We start from the raw sequence: 14,616 nt of genomic DNA, 5'->3' as shown, positions 1-14,616 counted from the left end.
GCCATGGCTTCGAGTGCCGGGCCCGTGTCGCCGTCGGAGTTCGCCACCGCCCTGCGCCAGTACGCCGCGGGGGTGGCGCTGCTGACCGTCCGCGACGACATCGACGACGTCGGCACCACGGTGACCTCGGTGATGAGCGTGTCGGCCGACCCGCCGCTGGTCGCGGTCGGGCTGAGCGCCGGCGGGTACCCGGCCGAGGTGCTCGAGGCGGTCGGCACCTGCGCGCTCACCGTCCTCGCCGCCGGCCAGGCGATCCTCGCCAGCCGGTTCTCCTCGGCCGGCCGGCCCTCGGCGCGGCACCTGCTCGAGTCGGTGCCGTGGTCGCGGGCGCCGGGCAGCGGCGCGATCGTGCTCGACGGCGGCGTCGTCGCCCTGGACTGCCGGCTCGACCGCCTGGTGCCCGCCGGCGACCACGTGCTGGCGCTGCTCGCCGTCGAGGCGGTGCCCGTGCTGCACGACGGCGCCGCTCCCCTGCTCCGCCTGCGCGGCCGCTACACCGACGCCCCGGTGAGCCATTAGCCCGATGAAGGCACCGGTCCCGTGCAGGTGGGACGGGGGCTAGCGTGCGGGGCGATGATCGAGCCGCAGATCCCCGTGCCGTCCGCGCTGCGGCGTGCCCTGGCGCGCGCCGAGCGGGGTGTGACCCTCGACGCCGGCGAGGCCGAGACGCTGCTCGCGGCCCGGGGCCTGGCCGCGGGCGACCCGCTGGACCGGCTGCTGACCGCCGCCTCCCGGGTGCGCGACGCCGGCCTGGCCTCGGCCGGGCGCCCCGGCGTGGTCACCTACAGCCGCAAGGTGTTCATCCCGCTCACCCACCTCTGCCGCGACCGCTGCCACTACTGCACGTTCGTCACGACACCCGGGCAGCTGCGCCGCGAGGGCCGGGCGCCCTACCTCTCCCCCGACGAGGTCCTCGACATCGCCCGGCAGGGCGCGGCGCTGGGCTGCAAGGAGGCGCTGTTCACCCTCGGCGACCGCCCGGAGGACCGCTGGCCGGTCGCCCGCGAGTGGCTGGAGGCGCACGGCTTCGACTCCACGCCGGGCTACCTGCGCGCCGTGGCGATCCGGGTGCTCGAGGAGACCGGGCTGCTGCCGCACCTCAACCCCGGCGTGCTGAGCTGGGAGGAGATCCAGCGGCTCAAGCCCGTGTCGGCGTCGATGGGGATGATGCTCGAGACGACGGCGACGCGGCTGTGGTCGGAGCCCGGCGGCCCGCACTTCGGCTCCCCCGACAAGGAGCCGGCCGTGCGGCTGCGGGTGCTGGAGGACGCCGGCCGCTCCGCCGTGCCGTTCACCACCGGCGTCCTGCTGGGCATCGGCGAGACGCCGGCCGAGCGGGTCGACGCGGTCCTGCGGATCCGCGCCGCCCACCAGCGGCACGGGCACGTGCAGGAGGTCATCGTCCAGAACTTCCGCGCCAAGCCGCGGACGGCGATGGCCGCGCACGACGACCTCGCGCTGCAGGAGTACGCCGCCGCCGTGGCCGTCACCCGGCTGCTGCTCGGGCCGCGGGCGCGGGTGCAGGCGCCGCCGAACCTGTCCGACCCGGCGGAGCTGGGCCTGCTGCTGCGGGCCGGCGTCGACGACTGGGGCGGGGTCAGCCCGCTCACGCCCGACCACGTCAACCCCGAGCGGCCCTGGCCGCAGATCGACACGCTCGCCGCGCTGACCGCCGAGGGCGGGTTCACGCTGCGCGAGCGGCTGGCCGCGCAGCCGCCGTACGTGCTCTCCCCCGAGCCGTGGCTGGACCCGCGGGTGCGCCCGCACGTGGCCGCGCTCGCCGGTCCCGACGGGCTCGCCGTCGAGGGCCGCGTGCCGGCCGGGCTGCCGTGGCAGGAGCCCGACGAGGCGTGGGTCTCCACGGGCCGCACCGACCTGCACGTCGAGGTGGACACCGTCGGGCGCACCGGCGACCGGCGCAGCGACTTCGACGCCGTCTACGGCGACTGGGCCGAGCTGCGGGCGCGCACCGCGGCCGCCCGCGACGGCTCCTCCACCGCGCTGGCCGCCGGCGACCCCGAGGTGCACGCCGCGCTGCGCGCCGCCGAGCGCGACCCGGCCGGGCTGTCCGACGCGCAGTACCTCGCGCTGCTCGGCGCCGACGGTCAGGACCTCGAGGCGCTCGCCGCGCTCGCCGACGCCGTCCGCCGCGACACCGTCGGCGACGACGTCACCTACGTCGTCAACCGGAACGTCAACTTCACCAACGTCTGCTACACCGGCTGCCGGTTCTGCGCCTTCGCCCAGCGGCGCACCGACGCTGACGCCTACACGCTGTCGCTGGCCGAGGTCGGCGACCGGGTCGACCGCGCGTGGGCGGCCGGCGCCACCGAGATCTGCATGCAGGGCGGCATCCACCCCGACCTCCCCGGCTCGGCCTACCTCGACCTGATCGGCGAGGTGAAGCGCCGGCAGCCGGACATCCACCTGCACGCGTTCAGCCCCATGGAGATCGTCAACGCCGCGGCCCGCACCGGGCTGTCGTTCGAGGAGTTCCTCGTCGCGGCGCGGGAGGCCGGGCTCGACAGCGTCCCCGGCACCGCGGCGGAGATCCTCGACGACGACGTCCGCTGGGTGCTGACCAAGGGAAAGCTGCCCGCGGCGACCTGGCTGGAGATCATCGGGACCGCGCACCGGGTGGGCCTGCCGACGACGTCGACGATGATGTACGGCCACGTCGACACCCCCGCGCACTGGGTGGCGCACCTGCGCACGATCGCCCGGCAGCAGGACGAGACCGGCGGTTTCACCGAGTTCGTGCTGCTGCCGTTCGTGCACCACAACGCGCCGATCTACCTCGCCGGCGTGGCGCGGCCCGGGCCCACGGTGCGGGAGAACCGGGCGGTGCACGCCGTCGCCCGGCTGCTGCTGCACGGGCGGATCCCGAACGTCCAGACGTCGTGGGTGAAGCTCGGCGACGTCGGCACGCAGGCGGTGCTGCGGGGCGGGGCCAACGACCTCGGCGGCACGCTGATGGAGGAGACGATCAGCCGGATGGCCGGCAGCGAGAACGGCTCGCTGAAGACCATCGCCGAGCTGGAGGGGATCGCCGCCGCGATCGGCCGGCCCGCCCGCCAGCGGACCACCGACTACGGCACCCCGAGCGAGGAGCGGATCGCCACCGCCCGCTCCGAGGCCGGCCGCCGCGCGCTCACCCTCTCCATCACGCCGGTCTGAGGGACCGGGCCGGCACGGACGTGCCCCCGGCCGGCGGGAGGACGGTCAGGACTTCTTGCCGCCCTTCTTGCCCAGCTCGCTCTGGGCGGCCGAGCTCTTGCGCGGGTTCTTCTCGCCCTCCTCCTCCGCCTTGGCGTTCGCCTTCTGCGCCGTGGCACTGCCCGCGCCGCTCTTCTCGGCCATGCCGACCTCCCGGTCCAGGGTCGCCGTCCGGGTCCGGACGGCCGGGGCGCTGCCCCTACCCCCGGCGGACCAGCCGGAACACGTCCGCGCTCGACGGTGGCCGCACCGTCCCGTCCTGCGTGCGGGCGGCGACGGTGCGGACCGGCCCGCTCGGCACCGGGGCGACCGTGCGGCACCATCCTCCAGGTGGACACCGAGCCCGCACGGCTGCGCACGGACCGTGGCGGCCGCCCGGCCGTCACCACGCCTCACGAGCTGGCGGCGGTGGCGCAGCAGCTGTTCGTCGACCGCGGCTTCGACGCCACCAGCGTCGAGGACATCGCGACGGCCGCGGGCATCGGCCGCCGCACGTTCTTCCGGTACTTCCCCACCAAGGCCGACGTCCTGTTCGTCGAGTCCGACGCGGAGCTGCGCCGGCTCGAGGAGCACCTCGCCGAGGGCGGCCGCTCGGAGCCGTACCAGGACGTCGTGACCCGCTCGGTGGTCGCCGCCCTGCGGTTCCCCGACGAGGAGCGCGAGTGGGCCCGGCAGCGCGCCCAGCTGCTGCTCACGGTGCCGGCGGTCCAGGCGCACGCCATGTCGCGCTACGCCGCCTGGCGCGCCGCCGCCGCGGCGTTCGTCGCCGACCGCAGCGGGCAGGCGGCCGACGCGCTGTTCCCGCGCGCGGTGGGCCAGGCCGTGCTGGCCGCGACCCTGACCGCCCACGAGCACTGGCTGGCCCATCCGGAGTCTGACCTGTTCGAGGTGCTCGCCCGCTGCCTCGACCTCCTGCTGCCGCCCGGTCCCTGAGGCCGGTCAGCCGGCGAACGCGCGGCTCAACGCCGGGGCCACGTCGCGGTGGGTGCGGATCCGCGCGAGCCGGCCACGTCCGGCCCGCGCCAGCTCCCGGGCCAGCTGCACGTCCTGCTCACCCGAGACGTCGAGCAGCACGTCCAGCCGCGGCAGCCGGGCCGCGAGCGGCCGGGGGTCGGGCCCGGCGTTGTGCACGCAGTCCGACAGCAGCACCACGCGGGCGTCGCGGGCCGGCGCCCGTGCCAGCTCGCGCGCCGCCTGCTGCAGCGGGAAGGCCAGGTTGGTCAGGCCCTTGGCCGGGATCGCCAGCAGCTGGTCGAGCAGGACCAGCGGCGCGACCGGCTGCCCGAGGTGCAGCAGCGACGCCGCATCGGACCAGAAGGCGAGGACGGCGAGGTCGTCGCTCCGGAGCTCGGCTGCCAGGGCCGCCACGGTGGCCGCCGCCGTCCGGATCCGTTCGCCGCGCATCGACCCCGAGACGTCGACGGCCAGGACGACCGACCGCCGGGTGCGGACCCGCTCGCGCACGACGACGTCCTCGTCCTCGGGCAGCGGGCGCTCGGCCAGCACCTCGATGGTGCGGTCGAGGTCGATGTCGTCGGCGCCTCCGCGGTACGGCACGCTCGCCAGGTCGCCCGCGCCCCGCCGCGCCACCGCGTCGTGCTGCGGCCGGGGCACCGACAGCCGGGTGGCGATCTGCCGCGCCCGGGCCCGCACCGCCGGGTCCGGGCCGGGTCCGTCGGCGGGCAGGGTCACCATCTCGGCCGGCTCGTCAGTGGTCCCCGGAGCGCTGCCGCCCGCTGGGGCCGGCCCGGACCGCCGCCGGCCGCCGGGCAGCGCGGTCAGCACGGTGCCGCCTCCGGCCGAGGGCGTGCGGTCGAACAGCGTCGGCTCCTCCGACAGCTGCTTGGGCCTGCGTCGCAGCGGCGGGCGCGAGGTGGGCCGGGGCGGGCCGGGGCGGCGCACCGGCGAGTCGGCCTCGACCGCACTTCAACCGGGAGCGGCGGCCGCCGGGGTCAGGACGAAGCGGTCCTCCCAGATCTCGCGGAGCACCTGCTCCGGGGTGGTCTCGGCCGCCTCGTCGAGGTGGATCCGCCCCGACAGCGCCACGACCATCGCGTCGCGGACGGTCGGTGCGTACCGGTCGTCGGCCGGCAGGGTGATGCCGCGCAGCGCCGCCAGCTGCAGGGCGACCAGCACCGTGTCGATCGCACCGCGGACGCTGCTGCCCTGCCGCACGTCGGGGTGCGCCCGCGTCGCCCGGGTCACCGCGACGCCGTCGGCCACGAGCGCCGTCCGCAGCTCCCCCTCGGCTCCGCCGGCCCGCAGCGCCACGATGTCGCGCTCGGCCGCCTCGTCCTGGTAGCCGATCGCCAGGCGGCACAGCCGGTCGTGGACGCTGGTCGACAGCCGCGTCGTCCCGACGTTGTCGTAGGGGTTCATCGAGGCGATCACCCGGAACGTCGGCCGGGCGGTGACCGTGCCCACCCGGGGGACGGCGACGGTCCGGTCGGCGATCGCCGTCAGCAGGGTGTTGAGGGTGTCCTCCGGCGCCCGGTTGAACTCCTCGATGTAGAGGAAACCGCCCTGTTCCATCGCCTCGACCAGCGGACCCGGCACGAAGTTGTCGGCGCTGTAGTCCTCGCGCAGCACCCGCGCCGGGTTGTGGTGGCCGACGATCTTCGCCGGGGTCAGGTCGGCGTTGCCCTCGACGAACAGCAGCGGGATGCCCCACTCCGCGGTGATCGCCTTGAGCATCGTCGTCTTGCTGGTGCCCGGCGGGCCCTCGAGCACGATGTCGCGGCCGGCGGCGACGGCCGCGAGGACGAGGTCGAGTTCGTCCTCGCGGCCGACGATCCGCGCGGCCACGCGGGCGCGCACGTCCGCGATGCCGGCCGGCTCCTGCTCGCTCAGTGCGCTCCCCTCACTTCTGGGTCGAGCCGGCGTCGACCGGCAGGGTCACCCCGGTGACGTAGCGCGCCTCGTCGGAGGCGAGGAACAGCACCGCGTTGCTGATGTCCCGGACGTCGACCCACTCGATCGGCAGCGCGTTCAGCGCCCGGAAGCGCTCGGCCACCTGCTCCCGCGTCGGGTCGTCGAGGTCGGGGGCGAACAGGTCGTAGGTCGCCCGGTTGTGGATCATGGCGGTGTCGACGCTGGTCGGGTGCACGCTGTTGACCCGGATCATGTGCGGCGCGAGCTCCAGGGCCAGGGTGCGCATCAGGCCGACCACACCGTGCTTGGCCGCGACGTAGTGGGCGAAGTTGGGGAAGCCCTGCAGGCCGGCCGTCGAGCTGGTCATGATGATCGAGCCGCCGCGACCGCCCTCGATCACGTGCGGCACGGCGACCTTGGCGGTGCGCCACACGCCGGTGAGGTTGACGTCGATCATCTCGCGCCACATCCGCTCACCCAGCTCCTCGGTGGTGAAGCTGAAGATGCCCGCGTTCGCGCACACGATGTCCAGCCGCCCGAGTTCCGCGACGCCCCGGTCGACGGCCGCCCGCAGCGCCTCGGCGTCGCGCACGTCTGCCTGGGTGGCCACGATCCGGCGGTCGAGCGACTCCACCTCCTTCACCGTCTCGGCGAGGTCGTCCGGCGTCGCCATGGGATAGGGCACCGTCCCCATCTGCTGGCAGATGTCGACCGCGATGATGTCGGCCCCCTCCTCGGCGAGGCGGATGGCGTGGCTGCGCCCCTGACCGCGGGCGGCTCCGGTGACGAACGCGACCTTGCCCTCGACACGTCCTGGCATGGCTGCTCCTCCCCTACTTGATGACGGCGCCGGCGTCGACGGGCAGCGTCACGCCGGTGATGTACCGGCCCTCGTCGGAGGCCAGGAACAGCAGGGCGTTGGAGATGTCGCGCGACTCGACCCAGGGGATCGGCAGGGCGTTCATCTCCTGCGAGATCGGCGCGAAGGACTCACGGGACGGGTTCGGCTCGTCCGGGGCGAACAGCTTCCAGATCGTCTCGTTCTGGATCATGTCGGTGTCCACCTGCGTCGGGTGGATGCTGTTGACCCGGATCATGTGGGGCGCCAGTTCCAGCGCCAGCGTGCGCATCAACCCGACCACGCCGTGCTTCGCCGCGACGTAGTGGCCGACGCCGGGGTAGGCCATCAGCCCGGCCGCGGAGCTGGTGAGGACGATGCACCCGCCGTTGCCCGCCGCGACCATGTGCGGGACGGCGACCTTGGTCGTGTGCCACACGCCGGTGAGGTTGACGTCGATCATGTCGGCCCAGCTCTCCTCGCTGAACTCGGTGGTCAGCGTGCCGGTGCTGGCGATCCCCGCGTTGGCCGAGACGATGTCGAGGCGTCCGCCCAGCTCGGCCACCCCCTCGTCGACGACGGCCTGCAGCGCTGCGAGGTCACGGACGTCGGCCTCCCGGGCGACGATCCGGCGGTCGAGCGCCTCGACCGCCTTGACGGTCTGTTCCAGGTCCTCCGGCGTCGCCATGGCGTAGGGCACCGTGTCGATCTGACCGCACAGGTCGACCGCGATGACGTCCGCGCCCTCCTCGGCCAGCCGGATCGCGTGGCTGCGGCCCTGCCCGCGGGCGGCTCCGGTGATGAATGCGACCTTGCCCTCGACGCGCCCCATGGCCGACCTCCACGTCCGCTCCGGTGTGACGACGGCCACACGTTATGGCACTCGATGCCACAAGTGAAGGGGCTCCATGGCGACCGAGGGACGGCCCTCCTCAAGCAGGAGGCGATCCTGGCGAGCCCTCGACCCGGCTCTTGAGCGCGGCGGTCATGCCGTGGAACGCGGCCAGCCGGTGGCGGTTCAGGGAACGGATCAGCAGGGGCGCCAGGAGCCCTCGGAACTCGTCCTGCCACCACAGCCGCACTCCCCCGTCGTGATCGGTGAGAGTCATGGTGAGCTCGACGGTGAACAGGCCCGGGATGCGCAACCTGTCCAGGCGGCTCCGCACCCGCAGCCGTCGGAGGGGCACCACCTCGAGGACCGTGGGACGCGGTCTCGGGTCCACGAGGGGGTTCGCGGGCGGGACGCTGACCGACAGCCGGGACCCGACCACGACCGCCCCCTCAGCCCTGGTGACGAAGGGGTTCCACTCCGCGTAGGCGGGCAGATCGGTGAGCACGTGCCACACCCGCTCGGGTGTGGCGTCGAAGTCGACGAACGTCCTCAGCTCGGCAGTCATCGGCAGCATCTCCTGACGGCGAGCGCGCCGGCACCGCCCACCCTAGGGCGGGCCAGGGACTTCGACGGGTGCGACGAGCCGCCCGAGGGTGTGCGGTGGTCTCGTCCTGGAAGCCCGGATCCCCGCCGGTGCTGTGGTGCGCTCGCTGATCTGGCCCGGTCCGCGACTTCCCCGCATCCATGTCGAGGGCAGGCCGTCATGACCACAGTCGCCGAACAGACCGGCAGTGCGATCCGTCCGTTCCGCGTGGACGTCCCGGAAGAGGCGCTCACCGAGCTGCGCAGCCGTCTGGCCGCCACGCGCTGGCCGTCCCGGGAGCTGGTCACCGACCGCTCCCAGGGCGTGCAGCTGGCGACGGTGCAGGCGCTGGCCCGCTACTGGGCCGACGAGTACGACTGGCGCCGCTGCGAGGCGCGGCTCAACGCGCTGCCGCAGTTCCGGACCGAGATCGACGGGGTGGACGTCCACTTCATCCACGTGCGCTCGCCGCACGCGGACGCCCTGCCGCTGGTCATGACCCACGGCTGGCCAGGCTCCGTCGTCGAGCTGCTCGAGACGGTCGGCCCGCTGACCGACCCGACGGCGCACGGCGGCCGCGCCGAGGACGCCTTCCACCTGGTGCTGCCGTCGCTGCCCGGCTACGGCTTCTCCGGCGAGCCGACCGAGCCCGGCTGGGACGTCGCCCGCGTCGGGCGGGCCTGGGCGGAGCTGATGCGCCGGCTCGGGTACACCCGCTACGTCGCCCAGGGCGGGGACGTCGGCGCCGGCGTCACCGACGCGATGGGCCGGCAGGCACCCGAGGGGCTGCTCGGCATCCACCTGAACCTGCTGGTCACCGCCCTGGGCGGCGGCCTGTCGTCGGACACCGACGAGGAACGGGCCGGCCTCGAGGCGATCGCCACCTTCCGGTCGAGCGGCTTCGCCTACTTCCTGGAGCAGGCGACCCGGCCGCAGACGATCGGCTACGCCCTGCTCGACTCCCCCGTCGCCCTGGCCGCGTGGATGCTCGACCACGACACCGACGCCTACTACAAGATCTCCCGCGCCTTCGTCGACGGGGAGCCCGTGGGCAATCTCACCCGGGACCACGTCCTGGACAACATCTCGGTGTACTGGCTGACCGGCACCGGCGCCTCGGCGGCCCGGTCCTACTGGGACAGCTACGGGGTCGCGGCCTCCGCGGCGGCGGCCGCCCAGGCACCTCCGGCCGTCTCCGTGCCGGTCGGCTTCACCACGTTCCCGGGCGAGATCTGGCGGACCCCGCGCAGCTGGGCCGAGGCGGCGTACCCGACCCTCACCTACTTCAACGCGGTCGACCGGGGCGGGCACTTCGCCGCCTGGGAGGAGCCCGAGCTGTTCACGTCCGAGCTCCGGGAGGCGTTCCGCCCGATCCGGACACCGGACATCCCCGGGCCGCGCGGCTGACCACCCGGCTCGTCGCCCCGGTGGGCCGCGGCGGCACCCCCGCCGCGGCCCACCGGCCTCACCCTCGCGTCACGGGTACTCGACGACGTACCGCGGCCGGCCCTGGTTGCTGGCGTCGGCCCGGCCACCCACGTCGTCCACCACGTGCTCGATCACCCCGATGCCGTCGAGGTGGACGGTCATCACGTGCTCCAGCCGCACGCCCGGCGCCTCGGGCACCTCGAAGCCGCGCTCGGTGGTGATCCCCGGAGCGGCGTTGCGCTGGTAGCCGTAGACACCGCCGCCGTACAGCTCGTGCCGCTGCACGTCGTCGCCGACCTTGTACCCGGCCCAGCCCAGGGTGCCGTCGGGCTGCTGCCAGTCGGCCTGCGACGGCGGGTCGTAGGGCAGCTCGTTCTGGTACAGCACCGTGGTGCCGTCCTCGCCGTTCCAGACGGTGTTGTGCGTCTGGAAGTGCTCCACGAACAGGCCGGTCGCGGTCACCCGGTCGCCGTTGACCTCGGCGCCCACGCGGCCGGTGTTGGTGCGCCAGCGGTCGGTGTCGCCGAGGTACCCCTCGGTGAACGGCTCGACGCCGTGGTCGGCCCGCCACACCCAGGTGTGGTCGACGAGCACGTCGTCGCTGTTGACCTCGAGCGCGGTGTCGACCTTGCCGACGTGCGGCCCGCCCACGCGGAAGTACACGTCCGACAGCGTCGTCGGGTCGGCCGCGTCCGACCGCCCGCCGTTCCCGTTCGGCCGCCCGACCCGGAGCAGCGCCGGCGACTCGACGGTGCCGGCGTCGACGGTCACGCCGGCGACGACGACGCCGGGCACGTCGGCCACCGTCAGCGGCACCACGCCGCCGACCGCGGTCAGCGTGGCGTGCCCGATGCCCAGGACCACGGTGCCCGGTCGCTTGACGTCGATGCTGCGCGCCACGTCGTAGGTGCCGGGGGTCAGCAACAGGTGCCCGCCCCGGGCCAGGTGGTTGTTCACCTGCTGCACCGGCGTCGACGGCGTGGCGACGAGGAACTCGGTGATCGGGACGGTCCGCCCCGGGGTCGTCCCCTCGTCCCAGCTGGTGCCCGCCGTGTCGCGCTGCGCCGAGGGCACCCGCACGTTCCAGCGGCCCTCGTCGTCGACGAACAGGTACGGCTTCTCGCGGCTGACCGGGGCGGTCTCCAGCGTGGTGTACGGCGGCGTGGGGAACCCTGCGTCGTCCGGCGCGCCCTCGACGCCGGCGAAGACCTGGTTCCAGACGCCGTTGGACCAGGAGGTCACCGAGCTGTTGCGGGTCAGCCACTGCTGCTGGGAGCCGTTGACGACGGCCGGCAGCTGCGAGTCGGCGATGAAGCCGCCGCTGGCGTACTGCGGCCCGGCGGTGCAGTAGTCCATCAGCGACAGCGTGCCGCCGGTGACCTGCACGCGGCGCATCGAGACCGCCTGCGAGACCGCCCAGAAGTTGGCGGTGGACCGGCAGCCGTCCTGGCCGGCGGCGTTCACGTCGATGGTGAGGTTCGAGACGGTGCGCCAGAAGTTGTTCAGCGCGATGCAGTTGTCCGGTGTCAGGCAGCGGTTGTAGGTCTCGACCTTGCCGTTGATGACCACGTCCGAGGGCTCGGCGCCCAGGCCGCTGATCTCGGTGTAGTAGCCCACCTTGATCTGCAGCGGCTGCTCGTCGGTGCCGTAGGTCCCCGGCCGGAAGAGGTAGGCGTAGCGCTCGCTGCCCATCTCGTTGTCGCGCTGCCGTTCCCAGGTGGCGTCGAGCGTCGCCTGGATCTCGCTGACCGGCGTGCTCGGGTCGAACACGGTGACGTCGACACCGAGGTCGGGCGCCGTCGGGCTCGTCGGTGGAGGCGGGGCGGCGGTCGCGACCCCGGCGGCGAGCGGGCACAGGGAGAGCGCCGTCGCGAGGGCGAGGATCCCGCCGAGACGGCGACGGGTGGGCGATGCGGGAGCTGGGTGCACGGACCGTCCTCATCGTCGAGGGGTGACGCACGGTGTGACGGGTGTCACGGTGCGGCACGAGGCTAGCGGCACCCGTCCCGCTGCAGGCCACCCGGTTCCGGATCCGGTCAGACGGCCGTGACCTCGCCGCGAGGCGCGGGGACGACGTCCGCCGGCACCTGGTCGGCGGGGTCGTGCGCGGGCGCGGGCTGCGGGCGGCCGAAGAGGAACCCCTGCGCGTGCGAGCAGGCCAGGTCGCCGAGCACCGCCTGCTGCTGGACCGTCTCCACGCCCTCGGCCACCACCGCCAGGCCGAGGCTGCGGGCCAGCTCGATCATCGAGGCGACCAGGGTGGTGGAGCGGCCACCGGCGCCCAGCTCGTGCACGAAGCTGCGGTCGATCTTGAGGACGTCGGCGGGCAGCCGGCGCAGGTAGGACAGGCTCGCGTACCCGGTGCCGAAGTCGTCGATGGCGATCCGCACACCCAGCGCCCGCAGCGCGGCGAGCCGGCCGACGACCTCGTCGACGTCGCGCAGCAGCACCCCCTCGGTGATCTCGAGCGTGAGCTGGACGGCGGGCAGGCCGGAGTCGGCGAGGGCGCCGGCGACCAGCGCCACGACGTCGTCGTCGGCCAGCTGCCGTGGCGAGAGGTTGACCGCCATGCCGAGCGGGCGGCCGGAGTCGGCCGTCCACGCAGCCGCCTGGTGCACCGCCTGCCGGAGCACCCAGCGGCCGATCTCGACGATGGAGCCGCTCTGCTCGGCCAGCGGGACGAACTCCGCCGGGGGCACGAGCCCGCGGGTGGGGTGGTACCACCGCAGGAGCGCCTCGTAGCCGGTGGTGCGGCCGTCGGACAGGTCGACGGTCGGCTGGTAGTGGACCTCCAGCTGCCCGGCCCGGGTCGCGCCGGCGAGGTCGGCGAGCAGGTCGGCCTCGCACCGGGCCGCCTCGGCCATGCCCGGCGCGTAGCGCACCAGCCGGTTCTTGCCGGCCGCCTTGGCCTGGTACATCGCCAGGTCGGCGTTGCGCAGCAGCGTCGCGGGCCGGCGGTCGGCGGCCGTGCCGGTGTCGGCGACGCCGATGCTCACCTGCACCGACAGCGGCCGGCCGCCGACGTCGACCGGCTCGGCGAGCGCCGCGAGCACCCGCTCACCGAGCGCCGCGGCCTCGTCGGCGTCGCCGTCGACCACGACGGCGAACTCGTCCCCGCCCAGCCGGCCCACCTCGTCCCCCGCCCGCGTGCACGCCTGCAGCCGGCGGCCGACCGTGGTGAGCAGCTGGTCGCCGGCGGCGTGCCCGCGGCTGTCGTTGACGTCCTTGAAGTCGTCGAGGTCGAGGAACAGCACGCTGACCCGGCCGGCGGGCCGGCGCTCCAGCAGCCGGGCCATGCCCCGCACCAGCCGCGTGCGGTTGGCCAGCCCGGTGAGCGGGTCGTGCAGCCCCTGCCGCTCGTTGAGCCGCCAGGAGGCCAGGTTGGCCAGGCTCGCGGCCAGCACGAACCCGCCGTGCACCGCGGCCCACACCCACGGGTCGCGCAGGGCGGCGTCGTGGTCGAAGACCGAGTGCGGGAACAGCGTGCCGACGACGCCGTGGTGCAGCACGACGACGGCCAGGGCCAGGCCGAAGGGGATCCAGTCCTGGTACAGCGACACCAGGCCGACGAGCACGAAGAAGGCGAAGTGCGCCTCGGTCAGCCCGTCGAACACGTGCACGAGCAGCACCGCCGCGGCGAGCAGGCTCGCCGTCGTCCCGGCCGAGCGCAGCGTGCGCCCGGCGCCCGGCAGCAGCGAGAAGGACAGCGGGTAGGCCGCCACCGCCGCGGCGCCCACCGCGGCCAGGGGCGGCCAGCCGCGGGCGAGCGCCAGGACACCGATGGCGAGCGCCTGCACGGCGGCCAGGCGCAGCAGGACCGCGTGCCGGCGCCGCCACACCTCGTCGGGCAGCAGGCGGCCCTCGGGCAGGTGGCGGCCGAGGCGGCCCAGCGCGGCGAGTTCCATGCCGCCCAATCGGCACCGGTCCCGTTCCGGATCAGCCGGGTTCGGAGAGCACCACCCCCCGGGGTGAGCGGCCCGGCGCGGGCGCCCGCAGCGACCCCGGCAGGGTCCACCAGCCGCCCAGCCAGGCGTCCAGGCCCGGCTCGAGGCGGCTCAGGCCCGCGCCGGGGTAGGGGGTGAGCTCGCCGCCCCACAGCCGCCCACCGGAGTGGTAGAGGTCCACGCGCAGCATGTCGAAGCCCTCGGCGACCGCCGCGGCCGCGGCCAGCAGGTCCGGCAGCCACGCCGGGCGGGGGACGCCGGGCCCGGGCGGGTAGCCCCAGGTCCACGGCAGCGGCTCCCAGTCGGGGGTGTAGAGGCGCGCCCGGAGCCCGTCGCGCCGGTCGGTGTGCACGCCCACCAGCCGCGGGACGCCGTCGAACACGAGCACCTTGAGGTCGGCCGGCACCTCCCCCGGCGGGCCCACGTGCTCCTCGACCAGCAGGCACGGCCGCGCGTGCCGGTAGGCCCACTCCTCGCTCTTGCGCCAGTAGCGCTCGGCGACCCAGCCGTCGGTGCGCCGGGCGAGGTCGGCCGGGTCGGGCCGCCCCTCCCCCAGCAGCACCCGGCGGCACGAGTGGTTGGGCTTGAGCACCCACCGGTCGGGCAGCTCCACCTCGGCGAGGTCCTTGACGTCGGTGCCGGTCCAGTGCGTCCGCGGGATGCGCAGCCCGGGCGCGCGACGGGCGAAGTGCTCCTTCACCGCCAGCTTGTCGCAGGTGGGCGCGAGCAGCGGGCGGCGGTCCCGGGTGATCCGCCGGTCGAGCTTCTCGGTGAACGTCCGCGGCGGACCCCACGGCGGCAGCCGCCCGTGGTGGCGGCGGTAGAGCAGGGCACGGTGCAGCCGCGGGACGACCCGGGCCAGGCGGGCGGGGTCCTCCGTCGTCACGCGCTCATCACGCAGCGC

The 14,616-nt window shown here is 74.7% G+C and carries 13 protein-coding genes; 4 read left to right on the top strand and 9 right to left on the bottom strand.

Features of this window, described 5'->3' with window-relative positions; translation table 11 throughout:
* Positions 1-3: 3 nt before the first annotated feature.
* Positions 4-519 carry a flavin reductase family protein gene (locus ACI79O_RS14760; protein ID WP_456877907.1) on the top strand — a complete coding sequence of 172 codons (516 nt, stop codon included), beginning with the start codon at positions 4-6 and terminating at the stop codon, positions 517-519.
* Positions 520-573: 54 nt separating this feature from the next.
* Positions 574-3,177, top strand: a complete 2,604-nt coding sequence (locus ACI79O_RS14755) for a bifunctional FO biosynthesis protein CofGH (RefSeq protein ID WP_456914524.1) — start codon at positions 574-576, stop codon at positions 3,175-3,177.
* Between the two features lie 45 nt (positions 3,178-3,222).
* Here the strand turns inward: ACI79O_RS14755 and ACI79O_RS14750 are convergent, their stop codons facing one another.
* Positions 3,223-3,360, bottom strand: coding sequence for a hypothetical protein (locus ACI79O_RS14750; protein WP_456914523.1), 138 nt, complete (start codon positions 3,358-3,360; stop codon positions 3,223-3,225).
* 186 nt (positions 3,361-3,546) lie between these two features.
* Here ACI79O_RS14750 and ACI79O_RS14745 point away from each other — a divergent pair, with 186 nt between their 5' ends.
* A complete protein-coding gene (locus tag ACI79O_RS14745; RefSeq protein WP_456892600.1) occupies positions 3,547-4,149 on the top strand; it encodes an acyl-CoA-like ligand-binding transcription factor in 603 nt (200 codons plus the stop codon).
* A 6-nt stretch (positions 4,150-4,155) separates the two neighbouring features.
* On the opposite strand, the gene ACI79O_RS14740 is transcribed toward ACI79O_RS14745, so the two are convergent.
* The 5 genes from ACI79O_RS14740 to ACI79O_RS14720 all read right to left on the bottom strand — a co-directional run bounded on the left by ACI79O_RS14740 (position 4,156) and on the right by ACI79O_RS14720 (position 8,322).
* Positions 4,156-5,118, bottom strand: coding sequence for a vWA domain-containing protein (locus tag ACI79O_RS14740; RefSeq protein ID WP_456914522.1), 963 nt, complete (start codon positions 5,116-5,118; stop codon positions 4,156-4,158).
* Positions 5,119-5,142: 24 nt separating this feature from the next.
* Entirely contained in the window at positions 5,143-6,033 is an 891-nt protein-coding gene (locus ACI79O_RS14735) for an AAA family ATPase (protein ID WP_456914521.1), read from the bottom strand.
* Positions 6,034-6,076: 43 nt separating this feature from the next.
* On the bottom strand, positions 6,077-6,907 hold the full coding sequence (locus ACI79O_RS14730; protein ID WP_456914520.1) for a mycofactocin-coupled SDR family oxidoreductase: 831 nt from the start codon (positions 6,905-6,907) through the stop codon (positions 6,077-6,079).
* 13 nt (positions 6,908-6,920) lie between these two features.
* On the bottom strand, positions 6,921-7,757 hold the full coding sequence (locus ACI79O_RS14725; protein WP_456892607.1) for a mycofactocin-coupled SDR family oxidoreductase: 837 nt from the start codon (positions 7,755-7,757) through the stop codon (positions 6,921-6,923).
* Between the two features lie 100 nt (positions 7,758-7,857).
* Entirely contained in the window at positions 7,858-8,322 is a 465-nt protein-coding gene (locus ACI79O_RS14720) for an SRPBCC family protein (protein ID WP_456914519.1), read from the bottom strand.
* Between the two features lie 198 nt (positions 8,323-8,520).
* Here ACI79O_RS14720 and ACI79O_RS14715 point away from each other — a divergent pair, with 198 nt between their 5' ends.
* Complete coding sequence (locus ACI79O_RS14715; RefSeq protein ID WP_456892610.1) at positions 8,521-9,747, top strand: epoxide hydrolase family protein; 1,227 nt, start codon at positions 8,521-8,523, stop codon at positions 9,745-9,747.
* Positions 9,748-9,816: 69 nt separating this feature from the next.
* Here ACI79O_RS14715 and ACI79O_RS14710 read toward each other — a convergent pair whose 3' ends face one another.
* From ACI79O_RS14710 to ACI79O_RS14700, 3 genes are all read right to left on the bottom strand, one after another.
* Positions 9,817-11,697, bottom strand: coding sequence for a glycosyl hydrolase family 28-related protein (locus ACI79O_RS14710; RefSeq protein WP_456914518.1), 1,881 nt, complete (start codon positions 11,695-11,697; stop codon positions 9,817-9,819).
* A 107-nt stretch (positions 11,698-11,804) separates the two neighbouring features.
* Positions 11,805-13,673, bottom strand: coding sequence for a putative bifunctional diguanylate cyclase/phosphodiesterase (locus tag ACI79O_RS14705; RefSeq protein ID WP_456914517.1), 1,869 nt, complete (start codon positions 13,671-13,673; stop codon positions 11,805-11,807).
* 31 nt (positions 13,674-13,704) lie between these two features.
* The gene (locus tag ACI79O_RS14700) at positions 13,705-14,598 is read right to left on the bottom strand and encodes an ATP-grasp fold amidoligase family protein (RefSeq protein WP_456914516.1); all 894 of its coding nucleotides are present in this window, start codon (positions 14,596-14,598) and stop codon (positions 13,705-13,707) included.
* Positions 14,599-14,616: the final 18 nt, after the last annotated feature.

The organism is Geodermatophilus sp. SYSU D00696, from assembly GCF_054050235.1.
Note: the sequence above shows the minus strand (reverse complement) of the source record. Positions and strands in the feature narration are given on the sequence as shown.

What these genes read in the sequence shown, in the direction of transcription:
- ACI79O_RS14760 (WP_456877907.1), top strand. Translation starts at nt 4, where the DNA reads ATGGCTTCGAGTGCCGGGCCCGTGTCGCCGTCGGAGTTCGCCACCGCC.
- ACI79O_RS14755 (WP_456914524.1), top strand. Translation starts at nt 574, where the DNA reads ATGATCGAGCCGCAGATCCCCGTGCCGTCCGCGCTGCGGCGTGCCCTG.
- ACI79O_RS14750 (WP_456914523.1), bottom strand. Translation starts at nt 3,360, where the DNA reads ATGGCCGAGAAGAGCGGCGCGGGCAGTGCCACGGCGCAGAAGGCGAAC.
- ACI79O_RS14730 (WP_456914520.1), bottom strand. Translation starts at nt 6,907, where the DNA reads ATGCCAGGACGTGTCGAGGGCAAGGTCGCGTTCGTCACCGGAGCCGCC.
- ACI79O_RS14725 (WP_456892607.1), bottom strand. Translation starts at nt 7,757, where the DNA reads ATGGGGCGCGTCGAGGGCAAGGTCGCATTCATCACCGGAGCCGCCCGC.
- ACI79O_RS14720 (WP_456914519.1), bottom strand. Translation starts at nt 8,322, where the DNA reads ATGACTGCCGAGCTGAGGACGTTCGTCGACTTCGACGCCACACCCGAG.
- ACI79O_RS14715 (WP_456892610.1), top strand. Translation starts at nt 8,521, where the DNA reads ATGACCACAGTCGCCGAACAGACCGGCAGTGCGATCCGTCCGTTCCGC.
- ACI79O_RS14705 (WP_456914517.1), bottom strand. Translation starts at nt 13,673, where the DNA reads ATGGAACTCGCCGCGCTGGGCCGCCTCGGCCGCCACCTGCCCGAGGGC.